Annotated in this window: 11 protein-coding genes; 5 read left to right on the plus strand and 6 right to left on the minus strand. The window is 64.5% G+C overall.

Going from position 1 to position 16,792, the window contains the following annotated elements:
* Position 1: 1 nt before the first annotated feature.
* From NDK18_RS14125 to glnA, 3 genes are all read right to left on the minus strand, one after another.
* The gene (locus NDK18_RS14125; RefSeq protein ID WP_250628130.1) at positions 2-1,342 is read right to left on the minus strand and encodes a hypothetical protein; all 1,341 of its coding nucleotides are present in this window, start codon (positions 1,340-1,342) and stop codon (positions 2-4) included.
* Positions 1,343-1,435: 93 nt separating this feature from the next.
* Complete coding sequence (locus NDK18_RS14130; RefSeq protein WP_250628131.1) at positions 1,436-2,476, minus strand: virulence RhuM family protein; 1,041 nt, start codon at positions 2,474-2,476, stop codon at positions 1,436-1,438.
* A 138-nt stretch (positions 2,477-2,614) separates the two neighbouring features.
* Complete coding sequence (glnA, locus tag NDK18_RS14135; protein ID WP_250626054.1) at positions 2,615-4,027, minus strand: type I glutamate--ammonia ligase; 1,413 nt, start codon at positions 4,025-4,027, stop codon at positions 2,615-2,617.
* A 230-nt stretch (positions 4,028-4,257) separates the two neighbouring features.
* Here glnA and NDK18_RS14140 point away from each other — a divergent pair, with 230 nt between their 5' ends.
* Together NDK18_RS14140 and NDK18_RS14145 are read left to right on the plus strand one after the other, a co-directional pair.
* Positions 4,258-5,052 carry an undecaprenyl-diphosphate phosphatase gene (locus tag NDK18_RS14140; RefSeq protein WP_250628132.1) on the plus strand — a complete coding sequence of 265 codons (795 nt, stop codon included), beginning with the start codon at positions 4,258-4,260 and terminating at the stop codon, positions 5,050-5,052.
* The gene (locus tag NDK18_RS14145) at positions 5,052-6,614 is read left to right on the plus strand and encodes a winged helix-turn-helix domain-containing protein (RefSeq protein ID WP_250628133.1); all 1,563 of its coding nucleotides are present in this window, start codon (positions 5,052-5,054) and stop codon (positions 6,612-6,614) included. Before NDK18_RS14140 ends, NDK18_RS14145 begins: the two co-directional genes overlap by 1 nt.
* Here NDK18_RS14145 and NDK18_RS14150 read toward each other — a convergent pair.
* The 3 genes from NDK18_RS14150 to NDK18_RS14160 form a co-directional block, all read right to left on the minus strand.
* The gene (locus NDK18_RS14150) at positions 6,568-7,662 is read right to left on the minus strand and encodes a serine hydrolase domain-containing protein (protein ID WP_250628134.1); all 1,095 of its coding nucleotides are present in this window, start codon (positions 7,660-7,662) and stop codon (positions 6,568-6,570) included. The two genes, NDK18_RS14145 and NDK18_RS14150, sit on opposite strands and share 47 nt — an antisense overlap.
* A gap of 90 nt (positions 7,663-7,752) precedes the next feature.
* The gene (locus NDK18_RS14155; RefSeq protein WP_250628135.1) at positions 7,753-9,825 is read right to left on the minus strand and encodes a beta-L-arabinofuranosidase domain-containing protein; all 2,073 of its coding nucleotides are present in this window, start codon (positions 9,823-9,825) and stop codon (positions 7,753-7,755) included.
* A gap of 3 nt (positions 9,826-9,828) precedes the next feature.
* Positions 9,829-10,848, minus strand: a complete 1,020-nt coding sequence (locus tag NDK18_RS14160; protein ID WP_250626059.1) for a LysR family transcriptional regulator — start codon at positions 10,846-10,848, stop codon at positions 9,829-9,831.
* Between the two features lie 131 nt (positions 10,849-10,979).
* Here NDK18_RS14160 and NDK18_RS14165 point away from each other — a divergent pair, with 131 nt between their 5' ends.
* The 3 genes from NDK18_RS14165 to NDK18_RS14175 are packed head-to-tail and all read left to right on the plus strand — an operon-like array spanning position 10,980 to position 16,792.
* The gene (locus NDK18_RS14165) at positions 10,980-12,173 is read left to right on the plus strand and encodes an efflux RND transporter periplasmic adaptor subunit (RefSeq protein ID WP_250628136.1); all 1,194 of its coding nucleotides are present in this window, start codon (positions 10,980-10,982) and stop codon (positions 12,171-12,173) included.
* Positions 12,174-12,182: 9 nt separating this feature from the next.
* Positions 12,183-15,377: an efflux RND transporter permease subunit gene (locus NDK18_RS14170; protein ID WP_250628137.1), complete on the plus strand. Its 3,195-nt coding sequence runs from the start codon at positions 12,183-12,185 to the stop codon at positions 15,375-15,377.
* Entirely contained in the window at positions 15,377-16,792 is a 1,416-nt protein-coding gene (locus tag NDK18_RS14175) for an efflux transporter outer membrane subunit (RefSeq protein WP_250628138.1), read from the plus strand. The genes NDK18_RS14170 and NDK18_RS14175 overlap by 1 nt, the downstream gene beginning before the upstream one ends.

A 16,792-nucleotide genomic window follows, 5' to 3' on the forward strand; every position in this document is an offset into this window, starting at 1 on the left:
ATCAGGACGTGGGGACGGGTAGCGGAACCGTGGTCATATGTTCACCATCGGCAGGCGCGTAGAGTTCCATCTCCAGGCTGATCCCGTCGGGACCTGCCTTGATCGGCCGCGAACCCGGCGGATTCAGGCTTGCCGGCCGCGCGGCCACGCGGGTAGCCAAGGTGCGGTAATCGCCCTTCAGAGTACGCAGCCACAGCGCGGTACCGAACATGCGCAAGGTGGCGGCGTAATCCTGGTTGCGCCGCAGGTATGGCACGAAATTCGGCACGCCAGCCACGGCCAGGTCCACGCCCTGGACATTGCCGATCCGGTCGAAGAAATCAGGGGTTGGCCGGGGCTGGAGCGCATCGTCCAGGCGAGCGTCGGCGAGTTCCGCTGCCCGGACATCGGCCTTGCATGCGGCCACGAACGCTGGCGCTGCCAGCCGGCGCGTCTGGTCGCGGCTGAGCAACCATGAGGAGCCGCCAGCGTTGCCATGCCCGACCACCGGGAAATTCTCCAGGCTGCCGAAGCTGCCACGCCACATCGCGCGCGATACTTCGCAGAAATTTACGTCGGCGTCGGTGGGCGGCGCGAACGCCGCGGCGCAGATAGCGGGCACCGGGGCGTCGCCGGGCATCTGCGCCAGCATGTCCATGGCCAGGCCGCCGGCTTCGACCACCCAGCGCGCCGTGATCACCGAGCCAAGCGCGTCATTGCTGCCCACGTGCAGGCGGCGCATGGTCAGTGCACTGGTACAGGCCTGGGCCAGGCCTTCCTGCTGCCTGCCCTCGACGAAATCGGCGGCTGCCGCGGTGAGCCAGAGCGCCTGCACGTCGCCCAGATCCAGGCCAGGCGCCGCCGTTACTGGCGGCATGTCGTTCCAGAGATAGTCCATGCCGGCCAGCCCGGCGATGGCGGCCAATCGCTCGGCATGGCGCGTCAACACCAGGCGCGTGGCCTCCGGATGGGTGCGCACCTGCGCCAGGCACTGCGACACGGGACGGCAGATCGCCGCGCGGTCGTCGTCGGTGAGCTTGGGCAAGGTGCCGTAGTGACTCTCGGCAGCCTTGGCGAAGGCAGCTGCAGGCTTGCCTGCATGTACCGCGGCGGCGCGGTCGCGCAACTGGGTCAGATCCTGCTCATACACCGCCTCACGCTCACCGGCGGGGATGACGTAATCGAGCAGCCAAAGAGCGTGCCAGGCGTTTTTCGCCGGCAACGGAGTGGAGTCCAGGCGCAGCAATTCCAGCGCTTCGCGCTCGACGGCACTGGGCGCGCGGAAGCGGCCCCATGCTGCCAGGCCCAAGGCAAGCAGCAGAAGCACGAACACCGCTCCCGCGATGCGCCTGGCCAACCCCATCGGTCCCATCCCCCTGCGTTCGCCACGTTCGGCGTGGCCGGATAGTAACGGTATCGGCCGGAGATTCAATAAGTTAATGGCCCTGTTCTTGGGTTAGGGCTTCCTTGGGTCCTTACCCGACGTCAACCGCGTTGCTTGTACGTGCAGCTGATTGAGTTCTTCATCAGCTTCTTGCTCGGAAGCTCGTAGCTGGGCGGCTCGGCGACGGGCATCGAAGTCAGCGTAACGCTCGCCAATCAAGCTTTGCATCCGTTCGTGTGAAATTCGGCCAGAACCGGTCAGCAACGAGTGCTCATTGAAGCTGAGGAAACGGTCAGTCTGTGCGATCCAATCAGCCATGCGGGTCTCGATGCGGCGGGAGGCACGATCTTCGGCAAAATCCAGGAACATGGTGACCAACCGATTGAGCTGCTCGAGCTCGCCGGAATCCAAATAGTTCTTGGAAACCACCGTGTCTGATTTAACGACCCGATCGCCAGACCAATGGGTCAACGCCATGTTGGCTGCGTCAGGATCAGCTCGCTCCACGATCAGCTCCGCTGCAGTACGTCCAGTAACTGCGAACACCAATTTGTTCTGGACAGTGGCGAAGAAGGCTTTGGCAGTCCTCTCGGTGCCGTCATAGTCGCTACTACTGGTTTTGAATAGGTCGCGCAGTTTTTGGTAGAAGCGCTTTTCCGAACTTCGGATGTCGCGAATGCGGCGCAACAACTCATCAAAGTAATCAACGCGTTCGGCGTCTTTCAGACGCTGATCGTTCAGCACGAAGCCTTTGACCAGATACTCCGCCAAGGTGGAACCAGCCCAGCGACGAAACTGGCCGCCACGCGGAGAGCGCACACGGAAGCCCACCGCCAGAATCATGTCGAGCCTGTAAAGCTGAACAGGTCGACTGACTTCCCGGCTGCCTTCGGTTTGAACTGTCAAGGAATCCTTGACAGTTGCTTCCGCCAACAACTCGCTATCTTCCAGAATGTTGCGGATGTGCAGGCTCACATTCTGTTTGGTGGTATCAAAAAGCTCGGCCATCTCACCCTGCGTGAGCCAGACTGTGCCGTCTGTCGCGCGCAGGTGGATGTCGACTCGCCCGTCCTCGGTGCGATAGAGGATCAGTTCGCCTTTGCCCTCGCTCATATGCGCTCCTTTGCTTCGCGGCATTGTGCACTTTTTACCTCGCACCGATTGCAAAAAAGCCCTGCTGACGCGACCCAGTGAAGACCGAGGGCGCCAGCAAGGCTTTTCTACTCGAAGGGCGTTAGCCCTTAAAAATCATCAGATCGCGTAATACATCTGGAACTCAAGCGGATGCGTGCTGGCGCGGTAGCGGGTCACTTCCTGCATCTTCAGCGCGATGTAGCTGTCGATGAAGTCGTCGGTGAAGACGCCACCGGCCTTGAGGAAGTCGCGGTCCTTGTCCAGCGCCTCGAGGGCCGAGTCAAGGCTCGAGCACACCTGCGGGATGTTCTTCTCTTCTTCCGGCGGCAGGTCGTAAAGGTCTTTATCCGACGGCGCACCCGGGTCGATCTTGTTGATGATGCCGTCCAGCCCCGCCATCATCAGCGCGGTGAAGGTGAGGTAGCCCGACTGCACCGGATCCGGGAAGCGCAGCTCGATGCGGCGGCCCTTCGGGTTGGACACATACGGGATGCGGCAGCTGGCCGAGCGGTTGCGGGCGGAGTACGCCAGCATCACCGGCGCCTCGAAGCCCGGCACCAGGCGCTTGTAGCTGTTGGTGGAGGAATTGGCGAAGGCGTTGATGGCGCGGGCGTGCTTGAAGATGCCGCCGATGTACCACAGCGCCGTCTGCGACAGGCCGCCGTAGAGGTCGCCGGCGAAGAGGTTCTCGCCGCCCTTGGACAGCGACTGGTGCACGTGCATGCCCGAGCCGTTGTCACCCACGATGGGCTTGGGCATGAAGGTGGCAGTCTTGCCGTTCTGGTGGGCGACGTTCCTGATCACGTACTTGAGCGTGATGAGTTCGTCGGCCTTCTTCACCAGCGTGTTGAACTTCACGCCGATCTCGCACTGGCCGGCATTGGCCACTTCGTGGTGGTGCACTTCCACCACCTGGCCCAGCGACTCGAGCACCTTGCACATGTCCGCGCGCAGGTCGCCCAGCGTATCTACCGGGCTCACCGGGAAGTAACCGCCCTTCACGCCCGGGCGGTGCCCGGTGTTGTTGCCCTCGTACTTGTAGCGCGAGCTCCAGGCGGCTTCTTCGGAACCGATCTCGTAGAACACGCGGCCCATGTCGTTCTGCCAGCGGACCGAATCGAAGATGAAGAACTCAGGCTCCGGGCCGAAGAACGCGGTGTCGGCGATGCCGGTGCTCTTGAGGTAGGCCTCGGCGCGCTTGGCGATCGAGCGCGGGTCGCGGCCGTAGGCCTGCATGGTGCTCGGTTCCAGCACATCGCAATGAAGCACCAACTGGGTGTGCTGGGAGAACGGATCGAGGTAGGCGGTGTCCGGGTCGGGCATCAGCACCATGTCCGATTCGTTGATGCCCTTCCAGCCGGCGATCGACGAACCGTCGAACATCTTGCCGTCCTCGAAGGTTTCCGCGTCCACGGCATGGGCAGGGAACGTTACGTGGTGCTGCTTGCCCAGCACATCGACGAAGCGGAAGTCGACGAACTCGACATCGTGCTCCTGCATCAGGTCAAGCACGTTTTCAACGGAGGACATGGGGCGAAACCTCGGGTTTAGTGGGTGAATGAGCGTCCATAGCAATGGATGTGCCAAGACAAGATTGTTGTACATCAATGACTTGACGGAGTCGTTGCACAGCGATTGCACCACCATGGGGCAATGCAAGGACGTGCCTCCCCAGTATGTCGCGCGGCAGCGCAGGGCGAAACCCTTTGCGGTGCGAAGGCCTTAAGCTAGGTCGCTTCCCTTATCTGCCGGAACGTTTCGTGGGCGACCTGATCAATACCATCCTGCTCGGCATCATCGAGGGCATTACCGAATTCCTCCCCATCTCCAGCACCGGTCACCTGCTTATCGCCGAGCGGTGGCTGGGCGAGCGGTCGGACACTTTCAACGTGGTGATCCAGGCCGGCGCGATCCTGGCCGTTACCTTCATCTACTGGCGGCGGATCTGGGAACTGTTCTCGCAATGGCGGGATCCGGCCAACCGCGATTACCTGGCCAAGCTCGCGGTGGCCTTCCTGATCACCTCGGTGCTGGGCTTCATTGCGGTGAAACTGGGCTTCAAGCTGCCCGAGACGCTTGGGCCCATCGCCTGGGCGCTGGTGATCGGCGGCATCTGGATGTTGGCGGCCGAAAAACTGGCCGAGCGCAATGTCGACCGTACGGAAGTGACCTGGCTCACCGCCATCGTGGTGGGACTTCTGCAGATGGTGGCGGGTCTGTTTCCCGGCACGTCGCGATCGATGGCAACGATCTTCGGCGCGATGATGGCCGGCACCACGAACCGCGCGGCAGCCACGGAGTTCTCGTTCCTGCTGGGCATTCCCACCATGTATGCCGCCAGCGGCTATGAGCTCTACAAGACGCTCCATCACGGCGACGGCGTGCACGAGAACTGGACCTCGCTCGCCGTGGGTTTCGTGGTATCCGCGGTGGTGGCCTTTGTCGCCGTGAAATGGCTGCTGGGCTACATCCGCACCCACCGTTTCACGCCGTTTGCGATCTACCGCATCGTGCTGGGCGTGGGCCTGCTGGCCTTCCTGAAGTTCGGTGGCTGATGCAGTACCGCCTGCTCGATCTTGGCATCGACACCGAACGCCAGCGCGTCACGCGCGGCGAGGATGTCCTTCCCGTGTCGGGACTGAGCTTCCGCCTGCTGGCGTTCCTGCTTACGCAAGGTGATCGCGTGGTCGGCTTCGACGAGCTGATCGACCAGGTGTGGGCGCCGGCCGTGGTCGGCGAGGAAACGGTGACCCAGCGCATCAAGCTGCTGCGGCAGGCGATGGGCGATGAAGGGCGGCAGCCGCGCTATATACGGTCGGTACGCGGACGCGGCTACCAGTTGGCGGCGATGCCGCGGATCGAGGGCGAGCCGTTGCCGGCAGCCCCGCGGCGGCGGTGGCCCTGGTGGTTGGCGGTGGGCGTGGCCGGGATGTTCGCGGCCGCCAGTGCGGCGTATGTGTGGACGCACCGGGCCGAACGCACGCCGGCACCCGATCCACGCAGCCCCTTGCTGGTGCGTGCGTCTTACTACGCGGCGATCGGCCAGCGCGACAACAACGAACGCGCGATCGAGCTGTACACCGATGCATTGAACGAAGCCCCGCTCGATCGCGATGCCATGCTGGGCCTGAGCCGCGCGATGAGCGCCCGCGCCTGCCTATACAACGGCGACCGCGACGACGTCGAACGCGGCCTGGAACTGAGCAACCGGCTGCTTGCCATCGACCCGGTCCGCGCCGCGGCGTGGTCGGCGAAGGGTTACGCGCAGGACTGCGCCGGCCGCATCGACGAAGCCATGGCCGCCTATGCGCGTGCCGTGCAGCTGGATCCCGCCGACGACGCCACGCGCGCCTCGCTGGCCTATCTTCACCAGGAGAAAGGCCTGCTGTCGCAAGCGCTGCACGAGAACCTGTCGATGCGCGGCGACGGTAGCAAGGTGCGCTTCCGAGAGGTGCAGATCGGTCGTGAACTGGAATTGCTCGGCTTCACCGCCAACGCGCAGATGCGCCTGGAGCGCAGCTTCCGTCTTTATCCGGACAACGTATTCTCGAACCTGGCCTGGCCGCGCTCCCTTTTCCTGCAGGGCCGCTTCGCCCAGGCCGCGTCGGAACTGGCGGTAGCGCAAGGGCGGAACACCCCGCACGTCGAGCTGGACTTGTTGTCTGGTGAACTGGCCCTGCAACGCGGTGACCGCGTCACCGCGGAAGCGGCCTTCCACCATGCCGCGAGCCTGCGACCCCTGGCCAGCTTGCCCACCACGCTGGTGGGCATATACGGCCCGGCCGGTGTCGACCCGGCGTGGACCGCCGAACGCATCGACGAATTCAACCATCAGTCGGCGGGCGGCACGCCATGGCCATCGCAGTACCTGGAACTGGCGATTCTTGAACTGTCACGCAACAGCAAGCCGGCGGCAGTGGCGGCGATCAACCGCGCGATCGACGCCGGTTACCGTGACCAGGCTTATCTGCAGGTGTCGCCGCTGTTCATCAAGCTGGCGGGCGATCCAGGGTTTGCCCATGCCCTGGATCGCATCGCAGCCGATGTCGCACACCAGCGTGCCGAGGTACTTAATGCGAGCTGGCGGCCGCCGGACCTGCCGCCCCCGTCGCGCTAAGCACGTAGTCGGTGAAGATCTTCTGTGATTGCGGGTGCGCGTAGCGCTGGTTATAGGCATGGCTGGTGAGTACCGTCACCAGGTGTAGTTCTGGCACCACGAACACGTAGTTGCCGCCGTTACCCGACATCGCCCAGGTGACGTACTCATGGCCGCCCACCTTGAAGTGGAAGCGCCACCAGAAGTAACCATAATCGGCGTCCTCCCTGGCTTGGGCATGCGGCGTAAGCATCGAATGGATGAAGGCGGCGGATATCACCTGCCGGCCCTGCCAACGGCCATCGTCCAGGGCGAGCTGGCCGAGCTTGGCCAGATCGCGCGCAGAGTAGCGGGTGCCACCGCCGCCCATGCCGATGCCCTCGGCGGAAACATTCCATTGCACGTGGGTGATGCCCAGGGGCTTTTCCAGTACCTCGGCGGCGAAGGCCGAGAGGGGCTTGTGTGCCGCGCGTTCGACGACGGCACCGACGGTGAATGCGCCAGCCGTGCAGTACGAGAAGGCGCGCTTGTAGGGGCTATCAGCGGGCTTTGTCATCCACGGCGCGAAACCCTTCACCGGCAGGGATAGCGCGAAATTGAGCCAGCGCTCGCTGACATACATGCGCTCCTCGTTACCAGTGGAAAACTGGTTTTCATCGTCGCATTCCCAGATGGAACTCATGGTCATGAGGTCTTCGACGGTGATGGCCCGCTTGCGCGCGTCCGCCTCGTGGTACTCGGGGAAGAAGTCGTACACCTTCGCGTCGACGCCCTTGACCAGGCCGCGATCGAGCGCCGCCCCCATCAACAGGGCGGTCACACTCTTCGAGGCCGAACGGATGTCATTGAGGGTGTCGGCAGCATTGCCGTTGAAGTAGTGCTCGTACACGGTGTGGCCGTCCTGGATCACCAGCAGGCTGGTGATGTCCTTGAACGTGTTGTCGGCGATCTTCGGCTCCACGGCCGCGATGCGGGCCGGGTCCAGGCGCGGCGGTGGGGGCGAGGCGTGCGCGGCGGCCGCAAGGGCGAAGGCCAGTACGGGGGGAAAGACCAGGGCAAACGACTTCATCACTTGAAGGCTCCATCGGCGCGCGGCCCACTGCCGCTTCGGCCATCAGGCCATGGCGTCGAATGAAGTGCCTGATTCGCGAATGAAGAATTATGAAGGCGAGGAAATCACCGGAAACGAGGTGATCCGCAGCTTCGCCACGGCATAGGGCACCAGGGTAAGCGTGGTGGCCGGCTCATCGACGGCGGCCTTCGGCTGGACGGGCACCGGATCGGCCGCGCCTTCCTCGGCCTTCCATGCCGGTACCGGCCGGCCCTCGACGGCAAGGGTCAGCGGCGGCGGTCCCGCAAAGGGTGAGACTGGCAGCGCGTGCTCGCTTGCCACCGCCTTGGCGCCGGCCGACACGCCATAGTTCCAGCGCGAGCCCGGGTACACCTGCCAGTCGGCGGTGAGGCCGCGCTTGCGCCAGCGTACCCAGTTCTCGCGGATGGGCAGGGAAAAGACCAGGGCACCGAAGGTGAAACTGTGTGATCCATTGAAGCCTGCTTCGGCCACCGGCTGGGCATCGAAGGCGAGCTCGACGGTATCGCCGGCCTTCCAGTTGCGCTCGATCGTGGCAAAGCTTCCGGGCGCGGCGGCAGCCGCGGGCTTGCCGTTGACCTTGATCACGGTGTGCTGTGACCAGCCCGGCATGCGCAGCCGCAGCGGGAAGGCGACGGGCGATTCCGGATGCACGGTGATCTTTACTTGCTGCCGGAAGGGGTAGTCCGTTGCCTGCTCGAGCCTCAGCGGAATCCCACGGACCGTCGTCGCCACTTCACAGGGGGCATAGGCAGCAGCGGCCAGGCCGCCATCGGCCGTGGCCATCCAGAGGCTGGCGGTGAACTTGGGCCAGCCCTGGTGGAAGTTGGCGGTACAGCAGCCGAAGTGCGGATCCAGGCCGAACAGATTTGCCTCTGGCCCGTTGGTGGTCCACGGCCGGCGGTGCAGGCTGGACTCCACCTGGTTGGGCTGCTGGTCGTACTGGTGCGCCCACATGTCGTCGGTGAACGTGCCGGGCAAGGCATTGAAGGCGATACGCTCCAGGCGGTCGCCGATGGCCGCATCGCCGGTAATGGCCAGGGCCAGTTCCAGCGAGTACATCGCCTCGACCACGGCGCAAAGTTCCACGCCCTGCGACGGGCTGCGTCCGGCCAGGTGTTCGTCGGCCGAGAACATGCCGTTGGGCAGGCCGTGGTACTGGTCGAGCATGGCCAGCTGGTGTTGCACGGCCTCGCGGTCGGTGCCCTTGCCGGACACTTGCGACCACACCGGCGATGCCTTCAACGCCTGGGCATTGTTCACCCCGTGCACCTGCAGGCCGACGTCTTCCATGAAGGCATCGCCGCCATGGGCTTCCTTCTTGATGACGTCCGGATCCACCTTCGTCTTGAAGGGGAAGTTGGCGAACATGCCCTGCCAGTCGTAGCCCTGGGCCTGCAGCAGCTTGGCCAGTTCCAGCAGACGGGGATCCTGGGTGCGGCTGTAAAGCCACACCACCGACACCAGTTCGTCCTGCCAGCGCATGCGGCCCCAGTCGCGCAGCGGCCTCGCGGGCAGCGCCTGCAACTGATGCACGAAGTAATTCGTCATCAACGGGATAACGCGGGCATCGCCGGTGAGCTCGTGGAACTGGGTCAGCACCTTCAGCATCACCATGCGCGGCCACCAGTCGTCGTTGCCAGGCGGGCCGAACATGCCGTCGGGCCAGGGATGGTCGAGCGTCCAGTCGATGAAACGGAGCGCCTTCGCCTTCAGTGGTTCGGAATCCAGCTGCCAAGCCAGTGGCAGCAGGCCGTCGAGGAAATACGGCCCGCGCTCCCAGGACTCGCCCTTGCCGCCCAGCCATCCGCTGTCAGGGCCGACATCCGGCCAGGTCTCGTCCAGGTGGCCGCCCAGGCCGTCGGCCTGGATCTGCAACTGGCGGCGCAGCCAGCCGGTGGGCTTGATCGCGCCTGTGGGTAGAAGCTGGAAGGGTTGCCGCGCCAGCGGGGATGGCGGGAACACAACGGCGCGGAAGGATGCATTGGGATCGACGGCGGTGGCACCGCCGTTGGGTGCCGCGGCTGCAAAAGCACTCGCCGCGAAGGCGCCGCCAACGAAGCCAAGCGCGGGCGCGGCAACGGCGGTGCCGGCAGCCCGGATGAAGGCGCGCCGGCCGGTACGTACGTCCGTATCGGCCACGCCTTAGGCCGCCGCCATGTCAGGCTCGTCCTCGGTAGTAACTTTCTTTCGCCCTTTCCGTGAGTCGGCGGCCTTGGCCACATGGGCGGACGGCGGATCCTTGGCGAAGGACACCGCGCACGAGGGCTCATTGGTACGCGAGAACAGCGCATCCACCCAACCGATGAAGGCCTGCACGCGCGCGGACAGGTGCCGCTTCTGCGGATAGACGATCCATACCGGCGAACCGGTGCACACCAGCTCCGGCAGCACCACTTCCAGCATGCCCTTGGCCACCATGCAGGCGGCCATGCAGTGCGGGGCGTAGATGATGCCCAGGTCGTTCACGGCAGCCTGGATCACTGATTCACCGTCGTTGATCAGCATGTGCGGCTCGTAATCCACCTCGATACGGCCCTCGCTGGTTTCCAGGCACCAGGCCGTGGGCTTGCCGGTGCTGGGCGAGATATGGCGGACCAGGCGGTGTTTCTGCAGGTCTTCGATGCTGGTGGGCCGGCCATGCTTTGCCAGGTACGCGGGCGAGGCAAACAGCACGTTGCGCAGGTACCCCAGCTTCCGGGCAATCAGGTTCGAATCGGGCAGGTCGCCGATGCGGATGGCGCAGTCGATGCCTTCTTCGTTCAGGTCGTAGGGGTAATCGCACATGGAGAGGTCCAGGCGGATGTCGGGGTACTTCTCCCCGAAGTCAGCCAGGTTCTGCATCAGCACGGCCCGCCCGATGGACACCGCCACGCCCACCCGGAGCTTGCCCGATGGCGAGGAGCGCGACTCACCCAGGGCCTCGGTGGCTTCCGACAGATCGATCAGGATCTGCTTGCATCGTTCATAGAACGCGCTGCCATCGTCGGTTAAACGCAGGGCTCGGGTTGATCTGAAGAAAAGCCTGACGCCCAGCGCCTCCTCGAGCCGGGCAATTGCCCGGCTGACCCCGGAAGGAGTCATACCCAGCTTTGGGGCGGCGGCCGAGAAACCCTTGGATTCGACCACTCGTACAAAAGCGGCAATCGCTGACAGATCTTCCATCACTTCGCCTATTGATGACTGCTGGTCACAGGACAAATGATTCTACGCCGACTTTTATCCGCCGGAGCAAGACCCAGTTATTAGCCTGACCGGTTCGGTATTTCTCCGAACCAGAACATTGGGGCACGTAAATGAAGACCAAGATCGTATTCGCCACGGCCGCGGCCGCGGTGGTAGCAGCATCGGCCTTTTGGTTGGGGCGCCCGGCGCCTATCCAAGCGGCAGCCGCCCTTCCGGCACCTGAAGTCACCGTCGCCCAGGTATTGGTGCGCCCGGTGGACGATGCCGCCTCCTTTACCGGCCGGCTGCAAGCCGTGGACACCATTGCGCTGCGCCCCCGGGTCAGCGGTTACGTGGATTCCGTGGAATTCACCGAGGGGGCGCTGGTCAAGAAAGGCCAGCTGCTCTTTCGCATCGACCCCCGACCCTACCAGGCCGAGGTCGATCGCCTGGCAGCCACCCTTGCCCAGGCCCGCTCGGAACTATCGCTAGCCCAGGCCAATGCCTCGCGTGCCGGCCGCCTGCTGGAACAGAAAGCCGTATCCAAGGAAGAAGCCGACCGCCAACAGACCGCAGCCGTGACCGCGCAGTCGCAGGTGGCCGCCACTACGGCGGCACTGGCGTCCGCCCGGTTGAACCGCGAGTTCACCGAGGTGCGTGCGCCGATCGACGGCCGCGTGTCGAACGCGTTGATCACCGCGGGCAACCTGGTAACGCCGAACGACGTGTTGACCAGCGTTGTGAGTGTGAACCCGGTGTACGCCTACTTCGACGTGGATGAGCAGGCCTACCTGAAGCTCGACCGCTTGCGACGCGAGCGTGGCCATGCCCCCGACGTATCCATGGGCCTGGCCGACGAGTCGGGCTTTCCGCATGCCGGCCACATCGACTTCGTCGACAACCAGCTGCGCACGGGCACCGGCACCATCCGCCTGCGCGCGGTGTTCGACAACGCCGACAACTCCTATACGCCGGGCCTGTACGCCCGCATCCAGCTGCGTAGTGCCGGCAGCCGTCCGCGTGCGCTGATCGATGACCGCGCCGTGGGCACCGACCTTGGCAACAAGTTCGTCTACGTGGTCGACAAGGATCGCAAGATCGAATATCGCCGCGTGGAGACTGGTCCGCTGGTCGACGGCCTGCGTGTGGTCGACGACGGCCTTACCGCCGCCGACAGCGTTGTCGTCTCCGGCCTGCAGCACGTGCGCCCCGGCGTGGAAGTAACGCCCAAGACTGTCGCGATGGATTCCCGTCGCAGCGACACCGATCCGCAGGTTGCCAACCGTACGACGAAATCCCCGTCGATCGCGGATGCCAGCCGCTAAGGCAAAGACATGAAAATCGCCCAGTTCTTCGTCGACCGCCCGATCCTGGCGGGCGTCCTCTCCGTGCTGATCGTCATCGCGGGCAGCATCTCGCTGTTCAAGCTGCCGATCAGCGAATATCCCGAGGTCGTGCCGCCCACCGTGGTGGTCAAGGCCAGCTATCCCGGCGCCAACCCCAAGGTGATCGCCGAAACCGTTGCCACGCCGCTGGAAACCCAGATCGTTGGCGTGGAAAACATGCTGTACACGTCCTCGCAGAGCACCAGCGATGGTCAGATGACGCTGACGGTGACCTTCGCCCTGGGCACCAACTTGAACGATGCCCAGGTGCAGGTGCAGAACCGCGTGTCGCAGGCCCTGCCCCGACTCCCTGAGGAAGTACAGCGCCTTGGCGTGACCACGCAAAAGAGCTCGCCCGACCTCACCATGGTCGTGCATCTGATCTCGCCCGATAACCGCTACGACATGCTGTACCTGTCCAACTACGCGCGCCTGCACGTTAAGGATCAGCTGGCGCGCCTGGATGGCGTGGGTGACGTGCAGATCTTCGGTGCCGGCGAATACTCCATGCGCGTGTGGCTGGATCCCGACAAACTCGCCTCGCGCAACATGACCACGGGCGACGTGATCAAGGCCATCCGCGAGCAGAACGTGCAGGTCGCCGCTGGCGCCCTGAACGCGCCGCCCGGCCCGAACAACAACGCCTTCCAGGTGAACATCAACACCCAGGGCCGCCTGACCACCGAAGATGAGTTCCTCAACATCGTGGTGCGCAGCGACGCCCAGGGTGCAGTGACGCACCTGCGTGACGTGGGCAAGGTGGAGCTCGGTTCCAGCAGCTACGCGCTGCGCAGCCTGCTGGACAACAAGGAAGCGGTGGCGGTGCCGGTGTTCCAGCGCCCCGGTTCCAACGCGATCAATATCTCCGATCAGGTCCGCGCTGAAATGGCGGAACTGAAGAAGGACTTCCCGCAAGGGATGGACTACAAGATCGTCTACGACCCGACGGTGTTCGTGCGCGGCTCCATCGATGCCGTGGTGCATACCCTGTTCGAAGCCATCGCCCTGGTGGTGCTGGTGGTGATCCTGTTCCTGCAGACCTGGCGCGCGTCGGTCATCCCATTGATAGCCGTGCCGGTGTCGTTGATCGGTACCTTTGCCGTGATGTACCTGGCCGGGTTCTCGCTCAATGCTTTGTCGCTGTTCGGCCTGGTATTAGCCATCGGCATCGTGGTGGATGACGCCATCGTGGTGGTGGAGAACGTCGAGCGGCATATCGAAATGGGCCAGCCGCCACTGGAAGCCACGCGTGCGGCGATGAAGGAAGTGACCGGGCCGATCGTGGCCACGGCGCTGGTCCTGTGCGCCGTGTTTATCCCGGCGGCGTTCATCAGTGGCCTGACGGGCCAGTTCTACCGCCAGTTCGCGCTCACCATCGCCATCTCCACGGTGATCTCGGCCTTCAACTCGCTCACCCTCAGCCCGGCGCTTTCGGCGATCCTGCTCAAGGGCCACGACGCGAAGAAGGACAAGCTCTCCATCGTGCTCGAGCGCGGCCTGGGCTGGATCTTCCACCCGTTCAACCGCATGTTCGTACGCGCTTCCAATGGCTATGTGGGCGGCGTCAAGCGCGTGCTGGGCAAGGGCTCGGCAGCGCTGGTGCTGTATGCAGGCCTGGTGGTATTGGCCTTCGCCGGCTTTGCCCACGTGCCCACCGGCTTCGTGCCACCGCAGGACAAGCAATACCTGGTGTCGTTCGCGCAGCTGCCCGACGCCGCCTCACTGGACCGCACCGAAGACGTGATCCGCCGCATGAGCGACGTGGCGCTGAAACAGCCGGGCGTTGAAAGCGCCGTGGCCTTCCCGGGCCTGTCGATCAACGGCTTCACCAACAGCACCAACTCCGGCATCGTGTTCGTCACCCTGAAGCCCTTCGACGAGCGCCGCGATCCCAGCCTGTCGGCTGGCGCCATCACCGCCGCGCTCACCCAGAAGTATTCGGCGATGCAGGATGCTTACATCGCGATCTTCCCGCCGCCGCCGGTGAACGGCCTGGGTACCATCGGTGGCTTCCGCCTGCAGGTGGAAGACCGTGGCGACCTCGGCTTCCAGGAGCTGTACAAGCAGACGCAGGGCCTGATCGCCGCCAGCCACAAGACACCTGCCCTGGCAGGGCTGTTCTCCAGCTACCAGGTATCGGTGCCGCAGGTGGATGCGGATGTCGATCGCGAGAAGGCCAAGGCCGAGGGCGTGGACCTGGGCGATGTGTTCGAGACCATGCAGTCGTACCTGGGCTCGCTCTACGTCAACGACTTCAACCGTTTCGGCCGCACCTACCAGGTGAACGTGTCGGCGGATCCGTCGTATCGCCACGAGCCGGAGGACATCCTGCGCCTGAAGACCCGCAATGCGGCGGGTGAGCCCGTACCGCTGGGTTCGTTCGTCACCGTTCATCAGGGCGTCGGCCCCGACCGCGTGCAGCACTACAACGGTTATCCCACCGCCGAGATCAATGGCGGCGCGGCACCCGGGTTCTCCACCGGGCAGGCCCAGGACGCGATGGAAAAGCTGGCCAAGGAAAACCTGCCCAACGGCATGTCGTTTGAATGGACGGAGCTGACCTACCAGCAGATCCTGGCCGGCAATACCTCGGTCGTGGTGTTCCCGTTGTGCGTGCTGCTGGTGTTCCTGGTGCTCGCTTCGCTGTACGAAAGCCTGTCGCTGCCACTGGCGGTGATCCTGATCGTGCCGATGGTGCTGCTGTCCGCCATTGCCGGTGTGTTCCTTACCGGTGGTGACAACAACATCTTCACGCAGATCGGACTGATCGTGCTGGTGGGACTGGCCTGCAAGAACGCCATCCTGATCGTGGAGTTCGCCAAGGATGCGCAGGACCGCGGGCTGTCGCGCCGCGACGCGGTGCTGGAAGCCGCACGGCTGCGCCTGCGTCCGATCCTGATGACGTCCTTCGCCTTCATCATGGGCGTGGTACCGCTGGTCACCTCCCATGGTGCCGGTGCCGAGATGCGCCATGCCATGGGCGTGGCGGTGTTCGCCGGCATGCTGGGCGTCACCTTCTTCGGCCTGCTGTACACGCCATTGTTCTACACCATCATCCGCGGCTGGACCGAGCGCTCTACCGAGCGCCGTCGCCTGCGCCGTGAACACGCCGCGCTTGAAGCGCAAGGCGCCGGAGAACACTGATGCACACCACGTTCCGTTACACGGCGATCTTCGCCGCCCTGCTCGCCGCTGGCTGTGCCAGCATCGGCCCCAACTACAAGGCACCGGTCGAGAAACCGGTGGCCTTGATCGGCGCCGATGCCCACGCCCAGGTGCCCGAAGCAGTACCCGCCCAGTGGTGGTCGCAGTTCGGCGACACCACGCTGGATGCGTTGATCGACAAGGCGGCGAAGAATGCGCCCGACCTTGCCATTGCCCAGGCGCGCCTGCGTGAAGCACGCGCGTTGCTGGGTACGGCGAAGTCCGCGCAGATTCCCGACATCGAAACCGGCGCCACGTATTCACGCGCCAGGCAGCAACAGCCGGGCTTCACCGACCAGCGCAGCACCATCACCAGCTACCAGGCAGGCTTCGATGCCTCGTGGGAGCTGGACCTCTTCGGCGGCATCCGTCGCCAGGTGGAAGCGGCACGCGCGGACGTCGGCGCCGGCGAAGCTTCATTGCAGGATGCGCAGGTCACGCTGTTCGCCGAGGTGGCGCGCAACTACTTCGAATTGCGCGGTACGCAGCTGCGCATCGACGTGGCCCATCGCAACATCGACAACCAGCGCGAGACGGTGCGTCTGACCACCGCCCGCGAGCAGATCGGCTCGGGCTCCGAGCAGGACGTGGCCAGCGCCAAGGCCCGCCTGGCGGCTACCGAGGCAGCCCTGCCCTCGCTGGAAGCCGATGCCTTCGCTTCGCAGGCTCGCATCGCGGTACTGCTGGGTGAACGTCCGGGTGAGCTGGGCGTGGACCTTTCGCCGGCCAGCTTCCATCCGATCGACACGTCGCTGCCCATCGGTGCGGCCGACGACGTGCTGCGTCGCCGTCCGGACGTGCGCATCGCCGAGCGGAATCTCGCCGCTGCCAATGCGCGCATCGGCGTGGCCAAGGCCGAATACTTCCCGCACATCTCGCTGGGTGGGTTTGTCGGTTTCCTCGCCGGACGCAGCAATGACTTTGGCGGTGCCAACAGCCGTGCTTGGTCCATTGCACCCAGCATCAGCTGGTCGGGCTTGAACGTCGAGCGCGTGCGCTCGGGAGTGAAGGCCAGCGAGGCGCGCGCCGACGAGGCCCGCGCCACCTACCAGCGCACCGTGCTGCAGGCCATCGAGGACGTCGACAACGCACTGGTGTCGTATAACCACCAGCACGAGCGGGTCGGTCGCCTGATCGAACAGGCCGACCAGAGCCGCCGCGCCGCGGATCTGGCACAGATCCGCTACAAGGAAGGTTCGACGAGCTTCCTGGAGCTTCTCGACGCGCAGCGCACGCAGCTGGCAGCGGAAGACCAGCTGGCTGAAGGCGAAGCGGCGATCAACACACGCGCCGTGGCGATTTACAAGGCGCTGGGCGGCGGTTGGACGGGTAGCGAGAAGGTAGCAGCGCGCTAA

Source organism: Pinirhizobacter soli (assembly GCF_015905305.1).
Classification (GTDB): Bacteria; Pseudomonadota; Gammaproteobacteria; order Xanthomonadales; family Rhodanobacteraceae; genus Pinirhizobacter; species Pinirhizobacter soli.